Annotated in this window: 23 protein-coding genes; 21 read left to right on the top strand and 2 right to left on the bottom strand. The window is 41.1% G+C overall.

Annotated elements, in window-relative coordinates:
- Nucleotides 1-13: 13 nt before the first annotated feature.
- The 6 genes from sufD to D8863_RS03290 all read left to right on the top strand — a co-directional run bounded on the left by sufD (nucleotide 14) and on the right by D8863_RS03290 (nucleotide 6,589).
- Nucleotides 14-1,276, top strand: coding sequence for a Fe-S cluster assembly protein SufD (sufD, locus tag D8863_RS03315; RefSeq protein WP_125441077.1), 1,263 nt, complete (start codon nucleotides 14-16; stop codon nucleotides 1,274-1,276).
- A gap of 10 nt (nucleotides 1,277-1,286) precedes the next feature.
- Nucleotides 1,287-2,513 (top strand): cysteine desulfurase, encoded by a 1,227-nt coding sequence (locus tag D8863_RS03310; protein ID WP_125441076.1) that lies wholly within the window; start codon nucleotides 1,287-1,289, stop codon nucleotides 2,511-2,513.
- Nucleotides 2,500-2,940: a Fe-S cluster assembly sulfur transfer protein SufU gene (gene sufU / locus D8863_RS03305; protein ID WP_125441075.1), complete on the top strand. Its 441-nt coding sequence runs from the start codon at nucleotides 2,500-2,502 to the stop codon at nucleotides 2,938-2,940. The genes D8863_RS03310 and sufU overlap by 14 nt, the downstream gene beginning before the upstream one ends.
- Before the next feature lie 35 nt (nucleotides 2,941-2,975).
- Nucleotides 2,976-4,388, top strand: coding sequence for a Fe-S cluster assembly protein SufB (sufB, locus tag D8863_RS03300; protein WP_000797056.1), 1,413 nt, complete (start codon nucleotides 2,976-2,978; stop codon nucleotides 4,386-4,388).
- 19 nt (nucleotides 4,389-4,407) lie between these two features.
- On the top strand, nucleotides 4,408-4,977 hold the full coding sequence (locus tag D8863_RS03295) for a hypothetical protein (protein WP_125441177.1): 570 nt from the start codon (nucleotides 4,408-4,410) through the stop codon (nucleotides 4,975-4,977).
- 214 nt (nucleotides 4,978-5,191) lie between these two features.
- Nucleotides 5,192-6,589: an APC family permease gene (locus tag D8863_RS03290; RefSeq protein WP_125441074.1), complete on the top strand. Its 1,398-nt coding sequence runs from the start codon at nucleotides 5,192-5,194 to the stop codon at nucleotides 6,587-6,589.
- Nucleotides 6,590-6,611: 22 nt separating this feature from the next.
- On the opposite strand, the gene D8863_RS03285 is transcribed toward D8863_RS03290, so the two are convergent.
- Nucleotides 6,612-7,460 (bottom strand): YitT family protein, encoded by an 849-nt coding sequence (locus D8863_RS03285; protein ID WP_000619787.1) that lies wholly within the window; start codon nucleotides 7,458-7,460, stop codon nucleotides 6,612-6,614.
- Between the two features lie 141 nt (nucleotides 7,461-7,601).
- Between D8863_RS03285 and D8863_RS03280 the strand changes: the two genes are divergently transcribed.
- Together D8863_RS03280 and hbs are read left to right on the top strand one after the other, a co-directional pair.
- Nucleotides 7,602-8,438, top strand: a complete 837-nt coding sequence (locus D8863_RS03280) for a DegV family protein (protein ID WP_125441073.1) — start codon at nucleotides 7,602-7,604, stop codon at nucleotides 8,436-8,438.
- A 107-nt stretch (nucleotides 8,439-8,545) separates the two neighbouring features.
- Nucleotides 8,546-8,821: a non-specific DNA-binding protein Hbs gene (gene hbs, locus D8863_RS03275; RefSeq protein WP_001284636.1), complete on the top strand. Its 276-nt coding sequence runs from the start codon at nucleotides 8,546-8,548 to the stop codon at nucleotides 8,819-8,821.
- 127 nt (nucleotides 8,822-8,948) lie between these two features.
- Here the strand turns inward: hbs and D8863_RS03270 are convergent, their stop codons facing one another.
- Entirely contained in the window at nucleotides 8,949-9,935 is a 987-nt protein-coding gene (locus D8863_RS03270) for an L-lactate dehydrogenase (RefSeq protein ID WP_000204722.1), read from the bottom strand.
- A 193-nt stretch (nucleotides 9,936-10,128) separates the two neighbouring features.
- Here D8863_RS03270 and gyrA point away from each other — a divergent pair, with 193 nt between their 5' ends.
- The 13 genes from gyrA to D8863_RS03205 all read left to right on the top strand — a co-directional run bounded on the left by gyrA (nucleotide 10,129) and on the right by D8863_RS03205 (nucleotide 23,838).
- Nucleotides 10,129-12,597, top strand: coding sequence for a DNA gyrase subunit A (gene gyrA / locus D8863_RS03265; protein WP_125441072.1), 2,469 nt, complete (start codon nucleotides 10,129-10,131; stop codon nucleotides 12,595-12,597).
- Nucleotides 12,597-13,352 (top strand): class A sortase, encoded by a 756-nt coding sequence (locus tag D8863_RS03260; protein WP_000018508.1) that lies wholly within the window; start codon nucleotides 12,597-12,599, stop codon nucleotides 13,350-13,352. Before gyrA ends, D8863_RS03260 begins: the two co-directional genes overlap by 1 nt.
- A 197-nt stretch (nucleotides 13,353-13,549) precedes the next feature.
- Complete coding sequence (locus D8863_RS03255) at nucleotides 13,550-14,347, top strand: formate/nitrite transporter family protein (protein ID WP_093585587.1); 798 nt, start codon at nucleotides 13,550-13,552, stop codon at nucleotides 14,345-14,347.
- Nucleotides 14,348-14,496: 149 nt separating this feature from the next.
- A complete protein-coding gene (locus D8863_RS03250) occupies nucleotides 14,497-15,777 on the top strand; it encodes an O-acetylhomoserine aminocarboxypropyltransferase/cysteine synthase family protein (RefSeq protein WP_125441176.1) in 1,281 nt (426 codons plus the stop codon).
- Between the two features lie 94 nt (nucleotides 15,778-15,871).
- Nucleotides 15,872-17,146: a DUF2130 domain-containing protein gene (locus tag D8863_RS03245; RefSeq protein WP_125441071.1), complete on the top strand. Its 1,275-nt coding sequence runs from the start codon at nucleotides 15,872-15,874 to the stop codon at nucleotides 17,144-17,146.
- Nucleotides 17,147-17,171: 25 nt separating this feature from the next.
- On the top strand, nucleotides 17,172-18,419 hold the full coding sequence (locus D8863_RS03240; protein ID WP_125441070.1) for a glutamyl-tRNA amidotransferase: 1,248 nt from the start codon (nucleotides 17,172-17,174) through the stop codon (nucleotides 18,417-18,419).
- Nucleotides 18,420-18,447: 28 nt separating this feature from the next.
- A complete protein-coding gene (truB, locus tag D8863_RS03235) occupies nucleotides 18,448-19,326 on the top strand; it encodes a tRNA pseudouridine(55) synthase TruB (RefSeq protein ID WP_125441069.1) in 879 nt (292 codons plus the stop codon).
- A gap of 110 nt (nucleotides 19,327-19,436) precedes the next feature.
- Nucleotides 19,437-20,075: a uridine kinase gene (udk, locus tag D8863_RS03230; RefSeq protein WP_001181369.1), complete on the top strand. Its 639-nt coding sequence runs from the start codon at nucleotides 19,437-19,439 to the stop codon at nucleotides 20,073-20,075.
- 128 nt (nucleotides 20,076-20,203) lie between these two features.
- Entirely contained in the window at nucleotides 20,204-21,544 is a 1,341-nt protein-coding gene (gene xseA / locus D8863_RS03225; protein ID WP_125441068.1) for an exodeoxyribonuclease VII large subunit, read from the top strand.
- Nucleotides 21,522-21,734 carry an exodeoxyribonuclease VII small subunit gene (locus tag D8863_RS03220; protein ID WP_000043226.1) on the top strand — a complete coding sequence of 71 codons (213 nt, stop codon included), beginning with the start codon at nucleotides 21,522-21,524 and terminating at the stop codon, nucleotides 21,732-21,734. The genes xseA and D8863_RS03220 overlap by 23 nt, the downstream gene beginning before the upstream one ends.
- Nucleotides 21,731-22,606, top strand: a complete 876-nt coding sequence (locus D8863_RS03215) for a polyprenyl synthetase family protein (protein WP_125441067.1) — start codon at nucleotides 21,731-21,733, stop codon at nucleotides 22,604-22,606. The genes D8863_RS03220 and D8863_RS03215 overlap by 4 nt, the downstream gene beginning before the upstream one ends.
- Nucleotides 22,599-23,414: a TlyA family RNA methyltransferase gene (locus D8863_RS03210; RefSeq protein WP_125441066.1), complete on the top strand. Its 816-nt coding sequence runs from the start codon at nucleotides 22,599-22,601 to the stop codon at nucleotides 23,412-23,414. The genes D8863_RS03215 and D8863_RS03210 overlap by 8 nt, the downstream gene beginning before the upstream one ends.
- Nucleotides 23,407-23,838 (top strand): arginine repressor, encoded by a 432-nt coding sequence (locus tag D8863_RS03205; RefSeq protein WP_001034390.1) that lies wholly within the window; start codon nucleotides 23,407-23,409, stop codon nucleotides 23,836-23,838. The genes D8863_RS03210 and D8863_RS03205 overlap by 8 nt, the downstream gene beginning before the upstream one ends.
- Nucleotides 23,839-23,842: the final 4 nt, after the last annotated feature.

Here is a 23,842-nt window from a genome sequence, read left to right as displayed (position 1 = left end):
TTAGGAGAAGTAAATGACTAAAGAGAATATTAAACTTTTTTCAGAAATGCACGCTGAACCAAGCTGGTTGTCAGACCTCCGTCAAAAGGCTTTTGATAAGATTGAGAGTTTGGAATTACCAGTCATTGAGCGTGTCAAATTTCACCGTTGGAATCTGGGAGATGGAACCATCACAGAAAGTGAACCTTCAGCAAATGTTCCAGACTTCACAGCTCTAGATAATCACTTGAAGTTGGTGCAAGTAGGAACGCAGACTGTTTTTGAACAAACTCCAGTTGAATTGGCTGAACAAGGAGTAATCTTTACAGACTTTCACTCAGCTTTAGAAGAAATTCCAGAGCTTATTGAGGAATTCTTCATGTCATCAGTTAAGTATGACGATGACAAGTTGGCAGCCTACCATACAGCTTACTTTAACAGTGGTGCTGTTCTTTATATTCCAGATAATGTTGAGATTACAGAGCCAATCGAAGGAATTTTCTACCAAGACAGTGATAGCGATGTGCCATTTAACAAGCATATCCTTATCATTGCTGGTATAAACTCTAAGATTAGTTACTTAGAACGTTTAGAGTCGCGTGGTGAAGGTAGTGCGAAGGCAACTGCCAATATCACAGTTGAAGTGATTGCTCGTTCTGGTGCGCAAGTGAAATTTGCTGCCATTGATCGTCTGGGTGAAAATGTCACTGCCTACATTAGCCGTCGTGGTAAACTAGGCAGTGATGCCAGCATTGACTGGGCAATCGGTGTCATGAACGAAGGAAATGTCGTTGCGGACTTTGATAGCGACTTGATTGGAAATGGTAGCCATGCTGACCTTAAAGTCGTAGCTCTTTCAAGTGGTCGTCAGGTTCAAGGGATTGACACTCGTGTGACTAACTATGGTTGCAACTCAATCGGAAATATCCTCCAACATGGGGTTATCCTTGAAAAAGCGACCTTGACTTTCAATGGTATTGGCCACATTATCAAGGGTGCCAAGGGAGCAGATGCGCAACAAGAAAGCCGTGTCCTCATGCTTTCAGACCAAGCACGTTCAGATGCCAACCCAATTCTTTTGATTGATGAAAATGACGTAACTGCAGGTCACGCGGCTTCTATCGGTCAGGTGGATCCAGAAGATATGTACTACCTCATGAGCCGTGGCTTGGATAAGGCAACTGCAGAACGCTTGGTTGTTCGTGGTTTCCTTGGATCTGTTATCGTTGAGATTCCAGTCAAAGAAGTTCGTGACGAAATGATTGCAACTATCGAAGAAAAATTGTCAAAACGCTAAGGGGAAGCCTATGTTAGATGTAGAAGCGATTCGCAAGGATTTTCCAATTTTAGACCAGATTGTCAACGATGAACCTCTGGTCTATCTGGACAATGCTGCGACGACACAAAAACCACTAGCAGTTCTGGAAACAATCAACCGCTACTATGAGCAGGACAATGCCAATGTTCACCGTGGGGTCCATACCTTGGCTGAGCGAGCAACAGCTTCTTATGAAGCTGCTCGTGAAACCATTCGTAAGTTTATCAATGCAGGCTCTACAAAGGAAGTTCTCTTTACCAGAGGAACGACAACCAGCCTTAACTGGGTGGCACGCTTCGCTGAGGAAATCCTGACTGAGGGAGACCAGGTCTTGATTTCAGTAATGGAACACCATTCTAATATCATTCCATGGCAGGAAGCTTGTCGCAAGACTGGGGCAGAGCTTGTCTATGTTTATCTCAAGGACGGAGCTCTGGATATGGATGACTTGCGCGCTAAATTGACTGATAAAGTCAAGTTTGTCTCCCTAGCTCACGCCTCTAATGTCCTTGGTGTGGTTAATCCTATCAAAGAAATCACGCAATTGGCCCACCAAGTTGGAGCTATCATGGTGGTGGATGGTGCTCAGTCTACGCCACATATGAAGATTGATGTCCAGGACTTGGATGTGGACTTCTTTGCCTTTTCAGGTCACAAGATGGCTGGTCCGACTGGCATCGGTGTGCTTTACGGTAAAGAAAAGTATCTGGAACAAATGTCTCCAGTTGAATTTGGTGGTGAGATGATTGATTTCGTCTATGAGCAATCTGCTAGTTGGAAGGAATTGCCTTGGAAATTTGAGGCTGGAACGCCAAATATGGCAGGTGCTATTGGACTTGCTGCAGCAGTGGATTATCTGGAAAAGATTGGTATGGATGCCATTGAATCTCATGAACAGGAATTGATTGCATACGTCTATCCAAAATTGCAGGCCATTGAAGGTTTGACCATTTATGGTTCGCAGGACTTGGCTCAACGTTCGGGTGTCATTGCTTTTAACCTAGGTGATCTTCATCCCCACGATCTTGCGACGGCTCTGGATTATGAAGGAGTGGCTGTTCGTGCTGGTCACCATTGCGCCCAACCCTTGCTTCAGTATTTAGAAGTCCCAGCAACAGCTCGTGCAAGTTTTTATATCTACAATACCAAGGCAGATTGTGACAAACTAGTCGATGCCCTACAAAAGACAAAGGAGTTTTTCAATGGCACTTTCTAAACTAGATAGCCTTTATATGGCAGTGGTGGCAGACCATTCGAAAAATCCACATCGCCAAGGGAAGCTGGAAGATGCTGAGCAAATCAGCCTCAATAATCCAACCTGTGGGGATGTTATCAACCTCTCTGTCAAGTTTGATGCAGAGGACCGTTTGGAAGATATTGCTTTTCTAAATTCAGGATGCACGATTTCAACTGCCTCTGCTAGTATGATGACAGATGCTGTTTTGGGCAAGAGCAAACAAGAAATTCTAGAACTTGCAACCATCTTTTCTGAAATGGTTCAAGGTCAAAAGGATGACCGCCAAGACCAACTAGGTGATGCAGCCTTCTTATCAGGTGTTGCAAAATTCCCACAACGAATCAAGTGTGCAACCCTAGCTTGGAATGCCCTTAAGAAGACAATTGAAAATCAAGAAGATAAATAAAAAACATAGAAATATATAATGAAAGAAAGGATATTATGGCTGAAGAAAGAGTAGAACCAAAACCAATTGACCTTGGTGAATATAAATTTGGTTTCCATGACGATGTAGAGCCTGTCCTATCGACAGGGAAAGGATTGAATGAAGAAGTCATTCGCGAATTATCAGCTGCTAAGGGAGAACCTGAGTGGATGTTAGAATTCCGTTTGAAGTCTTATGAAACCTTCAAAAAAATGCCCATGCAAACCTGGGGAGCAGACTTGTCAGAGATTGACTTTGATGACTTGATCTACTACCAAAAACCATCTGATAAACCAGCCCGTTCTTGGGATGATGTACCTGAAAAGATTAAAGAAACCTTTGAACGTATCGGTATTCCAGAAGCTGAGCGTGCTTATTTAGCAGGTGCCTCTGCCCAGTACGAGTCAGAAGTGGTTTACCACAACATGAAGGAAGAGTTCCAGAAATTGGGGATTATCTTTACAGATACAGATTCTGCCCTCAAGGAATACCCAGACTTGTTTAAACAATACTTTGCGAAGTTGGTACCACCGACAGATAACAAGTTGGCAGCCCTCAACTCTGCAGTATGGTCTGGTGGAACCTTTATCTATGTACCAAAAGGTGTTAAGGTAGATATTCCACTTCAAACCTACTTCCGTATCAACAACGAAAATACAGGTCAGTTTGAACGTACCTTGATTATCGTTGACGAGGGAGCAAGCGTTCATTACGTAGAAGGATGTACAGCACCAACTTATTCTAGCAACAGCTTGCACGCTGCCATCGTAGAAATCTTTGCCTTGGACGGGGCTTATATGCGCTATACAACCATCCAAAACTGGTCTGACAACGTTTATAACTTGGTAACGAAACGTGCTAAAGCTTTGAAAGATGCGACTGTTGAGTGGATTGATGGTAACTTGGGTGCTAAAACAACCATGAAATACCCATCTGTTTATCTGGATGGAGAAGGAGCCCGTGGTACCATGCTCTCTATCGCCTTTGCTAACGCAGGGCAACATCAGGATACGGGTGCCAAGATGATCCACAACGCCCCACATACAAGCTCCTCTATCGTGTCTAAATCCATCGCTAAAGGCGGAGGCAAGGTGGACTACCGTGGACAAGTGACTTTCAACAAGAACTCTAAGAAATCTGTTTCTCACATCGAGTGTGATACCATTATCATGGATGACTTATCAGCGTCAGATACCATCCCATTCAATGAAATTCACAACTCGCAAGTTGCATTGGAACACGAAGCCAAGGTATCTAAGATTTCAGAGGAACAACTATACTACCTCATGAGTCGTGGTTTGTCAGAATCTGAAGCTACTGAGATGATTGTCATGGGATTTGTCGAACCCTTCACTAAAGAGCTTCCAATGGAATATGCAGTTGAGCTGAATCGCTTGATTAGCTATGAAATGGAAGGTTCAGTCGGATAAATCCAAAATGGAGAAGCAAATTGGATTTTTAAAAAAATTATTTGGTAATGTTGAAAAAGCGAATAAAGGTGAAATTCCTGTCGAGGAAATTGTTCCACCGTTTACAAATGATCTAGCAGAAGAAGCAGATGATTATTGGCGACAAATGGAACAAAACCTCTTGATAAACGCTGTAAAAGCTGCTGGTGGTCCTGAGTCGGTAGAACGTGCTTTTGTTCTTGCTAATTTTAAGGAAAATCAAGAAACCTTTGAGCTCTTTTATCAGGTAAATGGTCAACTTCTTTCATGGAGAGAGATGGATGAGACTCTTATCGATAAAATCAGCAATCAACTCCTTCCACAAGCACCAGGTGTGGCACGTGCAGTAAATGAGAATTATGAAGAGGCAAATGTACCAGTAATCGAGTACGCCATGCTTCAGTTTGAGACTGCAACCATGGCTTGGTTTGGACGGAAGCTGACAACGGCTTCTCCAGAAGCACAACTGACTTTTGAAGAATTGGTATCAGGTTGGTGCGCTATTTTGGAACAAGAAGTTCCAAATCGTCCTTTAGATAGTGACCGTCCGTTCCCTTACTTTGAAGTTTAAAAAATCTCAAATCCCCAAAAAACTTTCAATGGAGTATACTGTTGAGCCTACTCGCTTGATAAGTAACAAATTGAAAGAATCAGTGGGTAAAAATGCAAATTCTGAACAGGAATCCCTTCTGTTCAGAATTTTTTTCAAAAAATAACCTAATAAATATTCACAAAAATACTTTTATATGGTAAAATAAAACAATTACATTTAGTGGAGATGAAGTATGAATATTTTTAGAACCAAGGATGTTAGTCTGAGACAGACAGAGATGCATCGCCATTTGAAATTATGGGATTTGATTTTACTAGGAATTGGTGCCATGGTGGGAACGGGAATTTTCACCATTACTGGAACAGCAGCGGCTACACTAGCTGGTCCATCACTAGTGATTTCCATTGTGATTTCTGCTCTGTGTGTTTCTCTATCAGCCCTCTTCTTCGCAGAATTTGCCTCTCGTGTGCCTGCAACTGGTGGTGCTTATAGTTACCTCTATGCGATTTTAGGAGAATTGCCAGCCTGGATTGCTGGCTGGTTGACCATCATGGAATTCATGACGGCTGTTTCAGGTGTGGCGTCTGGCTGGGCAGCTTACTTTAAGGGATTGCTCAGTAATTATGGTATCTCCATGCCCCAAGCCTTAAATGGAACCTTTAATCCTGAACAGGGAACCTATATCGATCTTTTGCCTATTTTAGTACTGACATTGGTAACGGGATTGGTTTTATTAAATTCTAAGGCAGCTTTGAGATTTAATTCGCTTTTAGTGGTCTTGAAATTCTCAGCTCTCGCCTTATTTATCCTAGTTGGTATTTGGTACATCAAGCCAGAAAATTGGACGAATTTTGCTCCATTCGGTTTTGGTCAACTATATGGTGGAAGTACTGGGATTATGGCAGGTGCATCTTTGATGTTCTTTGGTTTTCTCGGATTTGAGTCTATTTCCATGGCAGTTGATGAAATTCAAAGACCGCAAAAAAATATTCCTCGCGGAATAGTGCTTTCTCTGACAATCGTCACCATTCTCTATGCTTTGGTAACCTTAGTATTGACAGGGATTGTTCACTACAGTAAGCTCAATGTGGACGATGCAATAGCATTTTCATTACGGAGTATAGGTATCGGCTGGGCGGCAAATTATGTTTCGCTTGTAGCCATTCTAACCCTGATAACCGTATGTATCTCCATGACTTATGCTTTGTCTCGGATGATTTATAGCTTAGCTCGTGATGGACTTTTACCTCAAAGTTTCAAACAATTAAGCAAGACTAGTCGCGTTCCTAAAAATGCAACCCTCTTAACAGGAGTTGCTTCAGCCATTGCTGCAGGAGTGTTTCCTCTAGCTAGTATTGCAGCCTTCTTAAATATCTGTACCTTAGCTTATCTCATTTTGCTAGCCTATGGAATAATAAAACTTAGAAAGGATAAGGGTATGCCAAAAGAGGGAGAGTTTAAAACTCCCTTGGTGCCACTTTTGCCAATTCTTTCCATTTTTATCTGTGTTTCCTTTATGCTTCAATATAGTCTAGATACCTGGATTGCCTTTGGCATTGCTCTTCTAGTTGGTCTAGTCATTTACTTTACTTACGGGTTCCGCCATTCAACCCTCGCAGAAGAAGAATAAAAGCTGGGAATTCCCAGCTTTTTTAATCTTTCACATAAGTAAATCCTTCACCCAGAATTTCATGAGCCTCAGTGATGGTGATAAAGGCTTGAGGATCAATTTTGTGAATCATATCCTTCATTTTAACGATTTCGTTTCGACCGACGATACAGTAGATAATTTTTAAGTCCTTTTTGCTGTAGTAGCCTTGACCAGATATAAAGGTAACGCCACGTCCGAGTTCATCGTTAATCTCTTTGGCCAATTGATCAGGATATTGGGTAATAATCATAAATCCTTTACCAGCATAACCTCCTTCGCCTATCAAGTCGATAACACGAGCGATGATAAAGTCAAACAAGAGGGTATAGGTAACTAGACGAAGATCCTGGAAGATAATCAAAATCAACATTAGGATAAAAAAGTCAATCCCAAAGAGCAATTTACCAATCGAAATATTGGTGTATTTGTTGAGGATACGGGCAACGATATCAGAGCCACCAGTGGTTCCACCAGCATTAAAGATAATTCCTAAACCAACCCCCAGTAAGACTCCTGAGACTAAAGCGACAATGATGAGATCCCCTTGCAAGTCGATGTGCAAAGGAATGCGCTCAAAGATTGCTAGCCAAACGGAAAGTGAAATAGATCCTAGAAGGCTGGAGTAGAGGGTCTTAGGTCCAAATATTTTCCAAGCCAGGATAAATAAAGGGATATTAATCAAGAGGTTCATCAATGAGACAGGAATCTTAAAAAGATAGTAGGTAATCAAGGTAATACCTGTCGCCCCTCCCTCAAATAAATGATACGGAACAACAAAGTAGGTAAGACCGAAGGCATAGATAGCAGCTCCAAGAATAATGGTGATAATCGGTTGAAGTTTTCGAATCATGGCTGTTCCTCACTTTTCTATAGATAGATTATACCAAAAATTCAGTTCTTTTCATCGGATCACTTATGATTTTTTATCATTTTTTTGATATAATAAAGGAGAAAATCCCAATCCTATCGAGAAGAATAGAAAGATTGAATTATGACACAAGTAAAAATTGTAACGGACTCTTCTGTTACTATCGAACCAGAAGTAGTTAAAGAATTAAATATCACAGTTGTCCCTCTATCAGTTATGATTGATAGTGTGCTTTATTCGGATGCAGATTTGAAAGAGGGAGAATTCCTTCATCTTATGCAACAAAGTAAGAATCTGCCTAAAACAAGCCAGCCACCTGTAGGAGTCTTTGCTGAGGTCTTTGAAGAACTAGGTAAAGATGGTAGTCAAATTATCGCCATTCACATGTCCCATGCCTTGTCTGGAACTGTTGAAGCTGCTCGCCAAGGGGCAAGTCTCTCAACTGCTGATGTAACGGTTATTGATAGTTCCTTTACAGATCAAGCGATGAAGTTCCAAGTTGTTGAAGCCGCAAAACTTGCTAAAGAGGGTAAAGACTTAGAAACGATCTTAGCTCATGTAGAGGACGTCAAAAATCATACAGAACTCTATATCGGTGTTTCGACGCTAGAAAACTTAGTTAAGGGTGGTCGTATTGGACGTGTGACAGGATTACTAAGCTCACTCTTGAATATTCGTGTAGTAATGCAGATGAAAAACCACGAACTCCAACCAATCGTCAAAGGACGTGGAGCGAAAACTTTCAAAAAGTGGCTTGAGGAATTAACTGAGACTCTTTCCAAAAAATCAGTTGCAGAGATTGGAATTTCCTATGCTGGAACGAACGAATGGGCGAATGAGATGAAGGTATTATTGCAACCTTATGTTGAGAAGCCAATCTCTGTATTGGAAACTGGCTCTATTATTCAAACTCATACTGGAGAGAATGCTTGGGCGATTCTAATTCGCTACAATTCCTAAAAAAATAGAGAAAAAATGGTCAAAATAGTGTTTTTGACTTGACCTATAGCCGATTTTAGGATATGATTATATTTGTTAATTAGAAATTATTTGGAGGATTTGTTAACATGGCAAACAAACAAGATTTGATCGCTAAAGTAGCAGAAGCTACAGAATTGACTAAGAAAGATTCAGCAGCAGCAGTTGACGCTGTATTTGCAGCAGTAACTGAATACCTTGCAGCTGGTGAAAAAGTTCAATTGATCGGTTTCGGTAACTTTGAAGTTCGTGAGCGTGCTGCACGTAAAGGTCGCAACCCACAAACTGGTAAAGAAATCAAAATCGCAGCTTCTAAAGTTCCAGCATTCAAAGCTGGTAAAGCTCTTAAAGACGCTGTTAAATAATGAATTTTCAAAAAGCCTGTCATATCAAGTATTTGAGCTTGTGCGACAGGCTTTTTTTATTTGAGAAGTTGAGTTATGATTCTGTGTAAAAAGAAAAAGGTTCCCATGTATGAGAACCTTCTTTTCATTAGTTTTTAGAAGCTGCTTGGAATTCAGGGTTTTTCCATGCTTCATCAATGATAGCTTGCAATTCTTTAGCAGATGCTTGCATTTTTTGAGTTTCAGCATCGTTCAATGGGATGTTTACTGGACGAACGATACCGTGTGCACCAACAACAGCTGGTTGACCGATAAAGACGTTTTTAACACCGTATTGACCTTCTTGGAAGACTGAAAGTGGAAGTACTGCATTTTCGTCATCAAGGATTGCTTTTGTGATACGAGCAAGTGCCACTGCGATACCGTAGTATGTAGCTCCTTTTTTGTTAATGATTGTGTAGGCAGCGTCACGAACACCTTCGAACAATTCAATCAATTCAGCTTCTTGAACGTTTTGAGTATCTTTAAGGAATTCTTCAAGGTTTACACCAGCGATGTTAGCGTGTGACCAAACCGCAAATTCAGAATCTCCGTGTTCGCCCATGATGTAGGCGTGAACTGAACGAGCATCAACATCCAATTTTTCAGCAAGTGCTTGACGGAAACGTGCTGAGTCAAGTGAAGTACCTGAACCGATAACACGTTCTTTAGGGAATCCAGAGAATTTCCAAGTTGAGTAAGTCAAAACGTCAACTGGGTTAGCTGCAACAAGGAAGATACCATCGAAACCTGATTCAACAACTTGTGTTACGATTGATTTGTTGATTGCCAAGTTTTTACCTACAAGGTCAAGACGAGTTTCACCTGGTTTTTGAGGAGCACCTGCAGTGATAACAACAAGGTCAGCGTCCGCACAGTCAGAGTATTGAGCAGCGTAGATTTTTTTAGGTGAAGTGAAGGCAAGGGCGTGGCTAAGGTCAAGCGCATCACCAACAGCTTTTTCGTGCAATTGTGGAATTTCGATAATTCCAAGCTCTTGTGCAATTCCTTGGTTAACAAGTGCGAAAGCGTAAGATGAACCTACGGCACCGTCACCAACAAGGATCACTTTTTTGTGTTGTTTAGTTGAAGTCATTATCTAAACATCTCCTTCATTTTTTTTAGGGGAATCCCCAGACACTTTCATTCTATCACTTTTAAAAAGCTTTGTCACGAATATTCTATTCGGTTATCGATGTAAACGTTTTAGTGGTTTTCAAAGACTGAAATGAAGGACAAATTATGGTATAATATATCTAATTACTAATAGTGAAATGAGGCATTTATGAATGCAGGATAGAAATTTAGTGAATGTCAATCTGACAAAGGAGATGAAGACCAGCTTTATCGACTACGCCATGAGCGTTATCGTTGCACGGGCCCTTCCTGATGTTCGAGATGGCTTAAAACCTGTTCACCGTCGTATTCTATACGGAATGAATGAACTAGGTGTTACACCAGACAAACCTCATAAAAAGTCAGCCCGTATTACAGGGGATGTTATGGGTAAATACCACCCACACGGAGATTCCTCTATTTACGAAGCCATGGTTCGTATGGCTCAGTGGTGGAGCTACCGTTACATGCTTGTTGATGGGCATGGAAACTTTGGTTCTATGGACGGGGACGGTGCTGCCGCGCAGCGGTACACTGAGGCACGTATGAGCAAGATTGCTCTTGAAATGCTTCGTGATATCAATAAAAACACGGTTGATTTCGCAGATAACTACGATGCTAACGAACGTGAACCCTTGGTTTTGCCTGCTCGTTTTCCAAACCTTTTGGTCAATGGAGCAACGGGTATCGCTGTTGGGATGGCAACCAATATTCCACCTCACAACTTGGGTGAAACCATTGATGCAGTGAAGTTGGTTATGGACAATCCTGAAGTGACGACTAAGGACTTGATGGAAGTCTTGCCTGGTCCAGATTTTCCGACTGGTGCTCTTGTTATGGGGAAATCAGGTATTCATAAGGCTTATGAGACTGGTAAAGGTTCCATTGTCCTTCGTTCTCGTACAGAGATTGAAACCACTAAGACGGGTCGGGAGCGCATCGTTGTAACGGAATTCCCTTATATGGTTAATAAAACCAAGGTGCATGAGCATATTGTTCGCTTGGTTCAGGAAAAACGAATTGAGGGCATTACAGCCGTACGTGATGAGTCCAACCGTGAAGGCGTTCGCTTTGTAATCGAGGTTAAACGCGACGCGTCTGCCAACGTTATCCTTAACAACCTCTTCAAGATGACCCAGATGCAAACCAACTTTGGTTTCAACATGTTGGCGATTCAAAATGGTGTGCCAAAAATCTTGTCCCTTCGTCAAATTTTGGATGCTTATATCGAGCACCAAAAAGAAGTGGTTGTTCGCCGTACTCGTTTTGACAAGGAAAAAGCAGAAGCGCGTGCGCACATCTTAGAAGGTCTTTTAATCGCTCTGGATCACATTGATGAAGTGATTCGTATCATTCGTGCCAGTGAAACAGATGCGGAAGCGCAAGCTGAGTTGATGAGCAAGTTCAAGCTTTCTGAACGTCAAAGTCAAGCTATCCTTGATATGCGTCTTCGTCGTTTGACAGGATTGGAACGTGATAAGATTCAGTCTGAATATGATGAATTAATTGCCTTGATTGCAGATTTGGCTGATATTCTTGCCAAACCTGAGCGCGTGGCGCAAATCATCAAAGAAGAATTGGACGAAGTCAAACGCAAGTTTGGTGACAAGCGTCGTACGGAGTTGATGATCGGAGAAGTCTTAACTCTTGAAGATGAAGATTTGATTGAAGAAACGGATGTTTTGATTACCCTATCTAACAAGGGCTATATCAAACGTCTGGATCAAGGTGAGTTTACTGCTCAAAAACGTGGTGGCCGTGGAGTTCAAGGTACTGGGGTTAAGGATGATGACTTTGTGCGTGAGTTGGTTTCAACTAGCACCCATGATCATCTGCTCTTCTTTACTAATAAAGGACGTGTCTATCGCCTTAAAGGTTATGAAATCCCAGAATATGGTCGTACAGCCAAGGGCTTACCAGTTGTCAATCTTTTGAAGTTGGACGAAGGTGAGAGTATTCAGACCATCATCAACGTTGAGTCTGAACGTAGTGATGATGCTTATCTCTTCTTTACAACTCGTCACGGTATTGTGAAGAGAACCAGTGTCAAAGAATTTGCTAATATTCGTCAAAATGGACTTAAAGCCTTGAATCTCAAGGATGAAGACGAATTGATTAATGTCTTGCTGACAGAAGATGATACGGATATTATCATCGGTACCAAGTTTGGTTATGCTGTTCGCTTTAATCAGTCAGCTGTTCGTGGCATGAGTCGAATTGCCACAGGTGTCCGAGGAGTTAACCTTCGTGAAGGAGATACTGTAGTTGGTGCTAGTGTCATCACTGATCAGGATGAGGTCCTTATCATCACTGAAAAAGGTTATGGTAAACGTACACTTGCTACTGAATACCCTACTAAAGGCCGTGGCGGTAAAGGGATGAAGACAGCCAATGTTGCTGAGAAGAATGGTCCTCTGGCAGGCCTCATCACTGTTAAAGGTGATGAAGACCTGATGATTATCACAGATACAGGGGTCATGATTCGAACAAATGTTGCCAATATTTCACAAACAGGACGCTCAACTATGGGAGTTAAGGTGATGCGTCTAGACCAAGATGCCAAGATTGTGACCTTTACAACGGTTGCTGCGGCAGAAAAAGAAGAAGTTGGGACTGAAATTGAAACAGAAGGTGCAGAATAATGTCTCATAAAAAAACGAAAAATAAAAAGAGTAAGAAAAATAAACGCAGAAATCTATTTATCAATATTTTAGCGGGTTTCTTAATTCTTCTTTCCCTAGCCTTGATTTTTAATTCAAAGATTCGCGATATCTTTTTGGTCTGGAATACCAATAAATACCAAGTCAATCAAGTCACTAAGGAAAATATAGATGAAAATTTAAAATCCGAGGGAAATTTTGATTTTGACTCTGTTAAGTCTATTTCATCTGAAGCTGTATTGGCTTCTCAATGGGATGCCCAAAAGCTTCCAGTTATCGGTGGTATTGCTATTCCTGAAGTAGAAATCAACCTGCCTATTTTCAAAGGTTTGGATAATGTAAACTTGTTCTACGGAGCAGGGACCATGAAACCAGACCAAAAAATGGGAGAAGGCAACTATTCTCTAGCCAGTCACCATATCTTTACTGCTGAAAATGCCAGTCAAATGCTCTTCTCGCCTTTGGTCAATGCCAAAGCAGGTATGAAAATTTACCTGACCGATAAGGATAAAGTTTATACTTATGAGATTACAGAAGTTAAACGTGTTACACCTGACCGTGTAGATGAAATCGAAGATCGTGACGGCGTAAAGGAGATTACTTTGGTTACCTGTGTTGATTATAATGCGACTGAGCGTATAATCGTCAAAGGAATCTTTAAAGAATCAAAAGCTTATTCTGAGACTTCTGAGGATATTTTGAAGGCCTTTAATCAACCGTATAGACAACGTTATTAAGAATGAATGAACCAGTGAAGTGCTATTTCACTGGTTTTTATGTTAACAAATAGGATCAAAATAGTTCTTATGAAAAAGGATAATAAGGCTTAGGATAAAGATTTTTAAGATAAATATTTTAGAATTTTACAGAAAACGCTTTCGAGAAAACAAGAATTATGTTATAATTATCACAAATAAAAGTTTAGGAGTTTTTTATGGTCTCTTCAGAATTTATCTCAAAGATTGAATTTGCTTGCAAGAAGAAAGAAAGTCTTTATAGCCAAAGCAAGTTTAAGTATGCGATTCGTTCCATGTTTGCAGGTGCTTTTATGACATTTAGTACGGCTGCAGGCGCAGTTGGGGCTGACTTGATTAATAAGATCGCTCCAGGTAGTGGACGTTTTCTCTTCCCATTTGTTTTTGCTTGGGGATTGGCCTACATTGTTTTCTTGAATGCTGAGCTGGTAACTTCAAATATGATGTTTTTGACAGCTGGTAGTTTCTTGAAAAAAATTTCATGGAGAAAAACAGCTGAGATTTTACTTTACTGTACCTTGTTCAACCTTATCGGAGCTTTGATAGCAGGTTGGGGCTTTGCCCACTCAGCAGCCTATGCAAATCTAACACATGATAGCTTCATTTCAGGGGTTGTAGAGATGAAGTTAAGCCGTTCCAATGAGCTAGTCTTGCTTGAAGGTATTTTAGCCAATATCTTTGTAAACATTGCCATTCTTTCATTTGTTTTGGTGAAAGACGGAGGCGCCAAACTTTGGCTTGTCTTATCAGCAATTTACATGTTTGTATTCTTAACAAACGAACACATTGCTGCGAACTTTGCTTCTTTTGCGATTGTTAAGTTCAGCGTTGCAGCAGATTCAATTGCTAACTTTGACATACCTAATATTCTTCGTCACTGGGGTGTAACCTTTGTCGGAAACTTTATCGGAGGAGGTCTCTTGATGGGCTTGCCATACGCTTTCCTCAATAAAAACGAAGATACTTATGTCGATTAAAAAACGGGCACGAGTGAATCGTGCTTTTTTGTTTGATGTGTAAGACTAGTCATAGTTGTTCCTTATATCAAAATATAGAAAAACGGTATTGGAAAAGACTAGCACAAGATGATACAATATCCCTAATGAAGCTATTTGGAGGTCGTCATATGACTCGTGATTTTAAATTTGAAACCCTACAATTACATGCTGGGCAAGTAGTTGATCCAGCAACTAAGTCTCGTGCAGTACCGATTTATCAAACAACATCCTTCGTTTTTGATGACACGCAAGAAGGTGCCGATTTGTTTGCCTTGAGAAAACCAGGGAACATTTATACTCGTATCACAAACCCTACAACAGCAGCCTTTGAGGAAAGAATTGCAGCTCTTGAAGGTGGTGTTGGAGCACTAGCGACAGCATCAGGGATGGCTGCTGTAACCTACACTATTTTGGCGCTTGCTCACGCAGGTGACCATGTGGTGGCAGCGTCAACTATTTACGGAGGGACCTTCAACCTCTTGAAAGAAACCCTTCCTCGTTATGGGATCACAACAACCTTTGTAGATGTGGATAATTTAGAGGAAGTGGAAGCAGCTATCAATGACAATACCAAGCTTGTCTTGATTGAAACCTTGGGGAATCCCTTGATTAACATTCCTGACTTGGAAAAATTGGCAGAGATTGCGCATAAACACCAGATTCCTCTCGTTTCGGACAATACTTTTGCCACACCATATTTGATTAACGTCTTCTCTCACGGTGTAGATATTGCCATTCACTCAGCAACTAAGTTTATCGGTGGGCATGGTACGACTATTGGAGGAGTGATTGTCGATAGTGGTCGTTTTGACTGGGCAGCTTCAGGGAAATTCCCTCAATTTGTTGAGGAAGACCCAAGTTACCACAACTTGAGCTATACTCGTGATGTGGGTGCAGCAGCCTTTATTATCGCTGTTCGTGTTCAATTGCTCCGTGATACAGGTGCTGCCTTGTCACCATTTAATGCCTTTCTCTTGCTCCAAGGGCTTGAAACTCTCTCTCTTCGTGTTGAACGTCACGTGCAAAATGCAGAGAAAATTGTTGATTTCCTTGTCAATCATCCTAAGGTAGAGAAGGTAAATTATCCAAAACTTGCTGACAGTCCTTACCGTGCCTTGGCTGAGAAATATTTGCCAAAAGGTGTGGGTTCAATCTTTACCTTCCATGTTAAAGGCGGAGAGGCAGAAGCTCGCAAGGTAATTGATAATTTGGAAATCTTCTCTGACCTTGCAAACGTGGCAGATGCCAAATCTCTTGTTGTCCATCCTGCGACAACCACTCACGGTCAGTTGTCAGAAAAAGATCTAGAAGCAGCAGGTGTCACACCAAACCAAATCCGCTTGTCTATCGGTCTTGAAAATGTAGAGGATTTGATTGAAGATTTGCGCTTGGCTTTGGAAAAAATTTAAAGTAACAGATATAAACAGTGGGTTTCGACTCACTGTTTTTGATTTTCCCTCAGGCATGATATAATGGTTACAGAAGTCTAGAAAGAGGAAAGTTATGAACGAAATCAAATGTCCCAACTGTGGGGAAGTCTTTACAGTAAATGAGAGCCAGTATGCCGAACTCTTATCCCAAGTGAGAACGGCTGAGTTTGATAAGGAACTGCACGATCGAATGAAGCAGGAGCTGGCCTTAGCTGAGCAAAAGGCCATGAATGAGCAACAGACTAAACTGGCTCAGAAGGATCAAGAAATTGCGCAATTACAGAGTCAAATCCAAAACTTTGATACAGAGAAAGAGTTAGCTAAGAAAGAAGTTGAGCAGACAAGTCATCAGGCTTTATTGGCAAAGGACAAGGAAGTACAGGCCTTGGAAAACCAATTGGCTACCTTGCGTTTAGAGCATGAAAATCAACTGCAAAAGACCCTTTCTGACTTAGAAAAAGAACGCGATCAGGTCAAAAATCAGCTCCTCTTGCAGGAAAAGGAAAATGAGTTATCTTTGGCTTCTGTTAAGAAAAATTACGAAGCTCAGCTCAAGGCAGCTAGTGAACAGGTCGAGTTCTATAAGAATTTCAAAGCCCAACAATCCACAAAAGCTATCGGGGAAAGTTTGGAACAGTATGCAGAGAGTGAGTTTAACAAGGTTCGTAGTTTTGCCTTTCCAAATGCCTACTTTGAGAAGGATAACAAGGTCTCTGCGCGTGGGTCTAAGGGGGACTTTATCTTCCGTGATTTTGATGAAAATGGTCTAGAATTCATTTCCATTATGTTTGAGATGAAAAATGAAGCGGATGGGACTGAGAAGAAGCACAAGAATGTAGATTTTTACAAAGAATTGGACAAGGATCGTCGGGAGAAGAACTGTGAATATGCCGTTTTGGTGACTATGTTAGAAGCAGATAATGACTACTTTAACACAGGGATTGTTGACGTCAGTCACGAGTATGAAAAGATGTATGTGGTTCGTCCTCAGTTCTTTATTCAGTTGATTGGTCTCTTGCGTAATGCTGCGCTTAATTCCCTAAAATACAAGCAAGAGTTGGCACTTGTCCGTGAACAAAACATTGATATCACTCACTTTGAGGAAGATTTGGATGCCTTTAAACTAGCTTTTGCTAAAAACTACAACTCTGCTTCAACCAACTTTGGTAAAGCAATTGATGAAATCGACAAAGCCATCAAACGCATGGAAGAGGTCAAAAAGTTCCTAACCACATCTGAAAATCAACTTCGTCTTGCAAATAATAAACTGGAAGATGTTTCAGTTAAAAAATTGACCCGAAAAAATCCAACTATGAAAGCGAAGTTCGAAGCGCTGAAGGGGGAGTAGTATTACCTTAGAAACAGGAATTCCTATGAAAAAATCTTTGAAATTCTCGGAAATTTATATTGCTTATTTACCATTAGTTGTATTTTTTCTTAACCTCCTATATGGTCTTTTAAATATTGAAGGCGTAGGCGATACTGACTCAAGATATAATTTATTCTTTGCTATTTTTGGATTTATTCCAACTATATTCGGTTATGGAATTAGTTTTTTGGCTAATCTTCTGGTGGGGATATCTTATGTGCGAAAAGCAAAAAATGAATCGAAACGCATCATTGCTTTTCTATTGCTTGGAAATATTTTTTTAGCAATTTTTCTGATGTTTTTGCTAAGATTTAAAATGATTGTTTCTTTTGACTTTATAAAAGATATTGACCTTTGGAGTTTCATTTTTTCATTATTTTTATTTCCGTATTTAGATTGGATTTTTCAAAAGGAAGACTATAATCCAAAATTAAGTCGTAAGTTACTTATTCTATTTTTGATTGGGATTTTTTCTCCACTTATAGGAAATACAATTCAAACCCACTTTAGAAATAATGCTAAAGTTCAACAATTAAAAGAGTTTTATTCTTCTAGGGGAATGAATTATGATGTTGCTCTTAAAAGCGTAGAAATAGATAGTAACGTTTCAGATATTAGTATTTTTGAAGTATCGGATAATGGAATGACTATCCAAGTAGGTGCTAAGTACATTCGTCAAAAATTAACACAGGTCAGTTTCATTAATGAGAATTATGGTTTTAAAGAATTCTTGAGGCTTTCTGCATCAAGCCAAGAAGCTCAGACAGTTCTGAATGATTTTAAATCAGCTGTAGAAAGTGCAATACAAAAGAAAGGATATGATTTAGTAGTTATTGATGATAAAGAACAGCCATTAGCTAGCCCTGGTTTTAAAATATCAAATTCATATAGGATAACTCCTTTAATAAAAGAAAAGGCTCTTCAAAATCAAAATTCATTCAGTAAAGAAAAACAAGCTTTTAGAGGATATGCGACTCTTTCTGTTAAAGACTTTATGAAGGAGGGAGCACTTTGCTTGCATTTAACACTTAGCAAAAGTAACCTATTGGAACTGGGAGATATTGATTTTTCAAGCTTTCCAGATGTATATTACAACATAAATGCTGACTACTTTTTGGTTGTTAATGGAAAATATAAACAGCTTGAAAAGGATGATAATTTTGAATATATTTTACCAATTGAGTCGGGTAAACCATTTTACTCTGAGGATTTATATGATATTAAAAAAATTGATTTAAACAATGAGGAATAGAAGTGAAAGGGAAATCAGAAAGCAACACATGAACGGTATTATCAATTTAAAAAAAGAAGCAGGGATGACTTCGCATGATGCGGTTTTTAAGCTGCGTAAGATTTTGGGAACCAAGAAAATTGGTCATGGTGGGACCTTGGATCCAGATGTGGTGGGTGTTTTGCCTATTGCAGTTGGCAAGGCGACCCGCATGGTCGAATTTATGCAGGATGAGGGCAAGGTCTATGAGGGGGAAATCACTCTCGGCTATTCAACGACGACCGAGGATGCAAGTGGAGAAGTGGTCGCAGAGACACCTGTTTTGTCGCCCTTGGATGAAACCATTGTCTATGAAGCGATTGCTAGTCTGACTGGGCCTATCACTCAGATTCCACCGATGTACTCGGCTGTCAAGGTCAATGGTCGCAAGCTCTATGAGTATGCGCGTGCTGGTCAGGAAGTGGAGCGTCCAGAACGTCAGGTGACCATTTATCAATTTGAGCGGACAAGTCCGATTTCTTATGAGAGCGAACTTGCGCGTTTTACCTTTCGTGTGAAATGCAGTAAGGGGACTTATATCCGTACCTTATCGGTTGATTTAGGTGAGAAGCTGGGTTATGCGGCCCATATGTCCCATTTGACTCGGACTAGTGCAGCAGGTTTGCAACTTGAGGATGCTCTTACCTTGGACGAAATTGCTGCAAAAGTGGAGGCTGGTCAACTGGACTTTCTCCATCCTCTTGAGATTGGTACAGGGGACCTTGTCAAAGTTTTCCTAACTCCAGAACAAGCTACAGAAGTGCGCTTTGGTCGTTTTATCGAGCTAGACCAAACAGACCAGGAATTGGCTGCCTTTGAAGGAGATACATTGCTAGCTATTCTAGAAAAAAGGGGCAATCTATACAAGCCAAGAAAGGTTTTTAGCTAGTTTAACTGGAGTGTGGGAAGGATTTGTTTCCCCTAGGCTATCCAAATCAGACTATAAATTTTGCAAAAAATATGATAGAATAGACGACGGATAAAAAAACGGAGGATAGCATGCAAAATAGACCAATCATTATCGGAGTGACAGGTGGTTCTGGTGGTGGTAAGACCAGTGTTTCAAGAGCCATTTTATCTCACTTTCCTGATGAAAAGATTTCCATGATTGAGCATGATTCATACTACAAGGATCAGTCTCATTTGACCTTTGAAGAGCGTGTCAAAACCAACTACGACCATCCATTTGCCTTTGATACAGACTTGATGATCGAGCAGATTAAGGAATTGTTGGCAGGGCGCCCAGTGGACATTCCAACTTATGACTATACAGCGCATACACGGAGTAGCAAGACCTATCGTCAGGAGCCTCAGGATGTCTTTATCGTTGAGGGGATTTTGGTCTTGGAGGACAAGCGTCTGCGCGATTTGATGGATATCAAGATTTTTGTGGATACAGATGATGATGTGCGTATTATTCGTCGTATCAAGCGAGATATGGAGGAGCGTGGCCGTAGCTTGGATAGCGTGATTGACCAATATCTAGGTGTGGTAAAACCTATGTACCACCAGTTTATTGAGCCGACCAAGCGTTATGCTGATATCGTCATTCCAGAAGGGGTCAGCAATACAGTTGCTATCGACCTTTTGACCACCAAGATTGCAAAGATTTTGGAAGAAGCGCGAAACAGTAAATAATCAGATGAGGAGGCCTAGCCTCCTTTTTCTATTTTTCCTTTAGTTTCAGTAGGAAAAAGGTGATTTTTAAGCATGTTTTTGGTATAATAATACCCATGGAAAAGCAAGAAAATGAATAGTAGGTGGAGATGGAAAAGTATTTATCGGTAACAACTTTGACCAAGTATCTGAAAATGAAATTCGATAAAGACCCTTACTTGGAACGGGTCTATTTAACTGGTCAAGTTTCCAACTTTCGTAAACGACCTACTCACCAATATTTCTCCTTAAAAGATGACCATGCGGTCATTCAAGCGACCATCTGGTCAGGGATCTATCAGAAATTAGGTTTCGACTTGGAAGAGGGTATGAAGATTAATGTGATTGGGCGTGTGCAGGTCTATGAACCCAGTGGGAGCTACTCTATCATCATTGAAAAGGCTGAGCCTGATGGGGTTGGGGCGCTCGCGATTCAGTTTGAACAACTCAAGAAGAAACTGACAGAAGAAGGCCTGTTTCAAGAACGCTTCAAGCAACCTCTTCCCCAGTTTTCTAAGCGAATTGGTGTAGTAACCAGTCGCAGTGGAGCCGTTATTCGAGATATTATCACGACCGTCAGCAGGCGTTTTCCTGGTGTTGATATCCTTCTCTATCCGACCAAGGTGCAAGGTGATGGAGCTGCTGAGGAAATTGCTCGAAATATTGCGCGTGCCAATCAACGTGAGGACCTAGATGTTCTCATCATTGGTCGTGGTGGTGGTTCCATCGAGGATCTCTGGGCCTTTAACGAAGAAATTGTGGTACGGGCTATTTCTGAATCCCGTTTACCCATCATCTCTAGTGTTGGGCATGAGACAGATGTGACCTTGGCGGATTTTGTGGCAGATAGACGGGCTGCTACGCCAACAGCTGCTGCTGAACTGGCAACACCTGTAACCAAGTTGGATCTCTTGACCCATTTGCAAAATCAAGAAAAACGGATGGCAACAGCAGTCCGAAATGTCCTGTCAAGAAAAAAAGAAGCTCTGAAAAAATGCAGTCAGTCAGTCATCTTTAGACAGCCAGAGCGCTTGTACGATGGTTATTTACAACGATTAGATCAACTACAACTACGATTAAAACAAAGTTTGCGAACACGGATTTCTGATAATAAACAGCTAGTCCAAGCAAGGACGCATCAACTAGTCCAATTATCACCTATAACCAAAATCCAGCGTTATCAAGACCGTTTAGGTCAGTTGGACAAGCTCCTACGTAGCCAAATGGCGCTTGTTTATGATGCTAAGGTTGCTGAGGTGAAAAGACTTTCAGAAGCCCTGCTGATGTTGGATACCAGTCGAATCGTGGCGCGTGGTTATGCTATTGTCAAAAAAGAAGATTCAGTAGTCGATTCTGTTGAGAAGTTGAAGAAAAAAGACCAAGTGACGCTTTTGATGCGAGATGGTCAAGTAGAATTAGAGGTTAAAGATGTCAAAACAAAAGAAATTTGAGGAAAATCTAGCAGAACTGGAGACCATTGTCCAAAGTTTGGAAAATGGTGAAATTGCTTTGGAAGATGCAATTGCTGCCTTTCAAAAGGGCATGGTCTTGTCAAAAGAGCTCCAAGCTACGCTGGACAAGGCTGAAAAGACCTTGGTTAAGGTCATGCAAGAAGACGGAACAGAAAGTGATTTCGAATGAAGAAGCAAGAAAAATTAGCTCTTGTCGAGTCGGCTTTGGAAAATTTTTATGGAGACCAGCAGTTTGCATCTAGTTTACGAGAAGCTGTTCTCTATTCCATTCATGCTGGTGGTAAGAGAATTCGGCCTTTTCTCTTGCTAGAGGTTCTGGAAGCCTTGCAAGTAGTTATCCAACCAGCACATGCTCAAGTAGCCGCGGCCTTGGAAATGATTCATACAGGGAGCTTGATTCACGATGATCTTCCTGCCATGGATGATGATGATTACCGTCGTGGTCGGTTGACCAATCATAAGAAATTTGGCGAAGCGATGGCAATATTGGCAGGAGATGCTTTGTTCTTAGATCCCTATGCCTTGATAGCGCAGGCGGATTTGCCAAGTCAGATCAAGGTGGATTTGATTGCCAACTTATCCCTTGCTTCAGGAAGTCTAGGAATGGTGGCAGGGCAGGTTTTGGACATGGAGGGCGAACACCAGCATTTGTCCTTGGAAGAACTTCAGACCATTCATGCCAATAAGACTGGGAAATTACTAGCTTATCCTTTCCAAGCAGCAGCTATTATAGCTGAATTGGCGCCTGAAATCCAAGCAAAATTGAAAACGGTTGGTGAATTGATTGGGCTGGCCTTTCAAGTTCGAGATGATGTGCTGGATGTGACAGCTAGTTTTGAGGAAATCGGCAAGACTCCACAAAAGGATTTGCAGGCTGAAAAATCAACCTATCCAGCCTTGTTGGGCTTGGAAGAGGCCATTGCATTTTGTAACCAAACCTTGGATCAAGCTAATGCCAAGTTAGAAGAAATTGCCCAGCAAGTCAGCTTTGAAACAGCGCCGATTGTGAAAGTAGTAGAAAGTTTGAGAATCAATGGCTAAGGAAAGAGTGGATGTACTAGCTTATAAACAGGGCTTGTTTGAAACGCGAGAACAGGCCAAGCGCGGTGTCATGGCAGGTCTAGTCGTAGCAGTCCTTAATGGAGAACGCTTTGACAAACCAGGAGAGAAAATCCCAGATGACACTGAGCTAAAACTCAAGGGTGAAAAACTCAAGTATGTCAGTCGAGGTGGTCTAAAACTAGAGAAGGCCTTGCAGGTCTTTGATTTGTCAGTGGAGGGAGCAACCACGATTGATATTGGGGCTTCCACTGGAGGATTTACTGATGTCATGTTGCAAAATGGTGCTGAGTTGGTCTTTGCAGTTGATGTTGGTACCAATCAGTTGGCTTGGAAATTGCGTCAAGACCCGCGGGTTGTCAGCATGGAGCAGTTTAATTTTCGTTATGCTGAAAAGACTGATTTTGAGCAGGAACCGAGCTTTGCCAGTATTGATGTGAGTTTCATTTCCCTCAGTTTGATTTTACCTGCCTTGCACCGCGTCTTGGCTGATCAAGGTCAGGTGGTAGCTCTGGTTAAGCCCCAGTTTGAAGCAGGTCGTGAGCAGATTGGAAAGAATGGAATCATTCGAGATGCTAAGGTTCATCAATCTGTCCTTGAATCTGTCACTGCTATGGCAGTTGAGCAAGGTTTTTCAGTGCTTGGATTAGACTATTCACCAATCCAAGGTGGACATGGAAATATCGAATTTCTGGCATATTTGAAAAAGGAAGAGGGAGCAAGTAATCAAGTTGCCCCTGAAATAGAAAAAGTTGTAGAGAGAGCACATAGAGAATTTAAAGATGAATAAAAAAGAGAGACTTGAAAAAATTAGAAGATTTGTTACGGATTATCAAATCGGGACTCAGGAAGAAATTGTTGAGCATTTGAAGGAAGCAGGTATTTCTGCTACTCAAGCCACTGTCTCAAGGGACATCAAGGAGCTTGGGATTGTTAAAATTCCTTTGAAGAACAACACCTATATCTATGAGTTGCCAAAATCAATCGTCAAGAGTTTGCAATTGGCTGAGGACAATATTGTGAGTTCTGAGTTAATGGGAAATATGATTAACCTTGCTGTCATTCCTGGAAATACTATTTTTGTGAAGAGTCAGTTGGTTGAAGCATTTTCTGAACAGATTTTTAGCTGTCTAGCTGATGATGATTCTATCTTAATTGTAGCTAGAACAGCAGAGGCAGCTGAGGAAATTGTTGAACAAGTCAAAAAATGGTAGGTCA

Origin of the sequence: Streptococcus oralis, assembly GCF_003943825.1 — a bacterium.
GTDB classification, from domain to species: domain Bacteria; phylum Bacillota; class Bacilli; order Lactobacillales; family Streptococcaceae; genus Streptococcus; species Streptococcus oralis_CD.
This window is presented reverse-complemented; position numbering and strand designations above follow the sequence as displayed.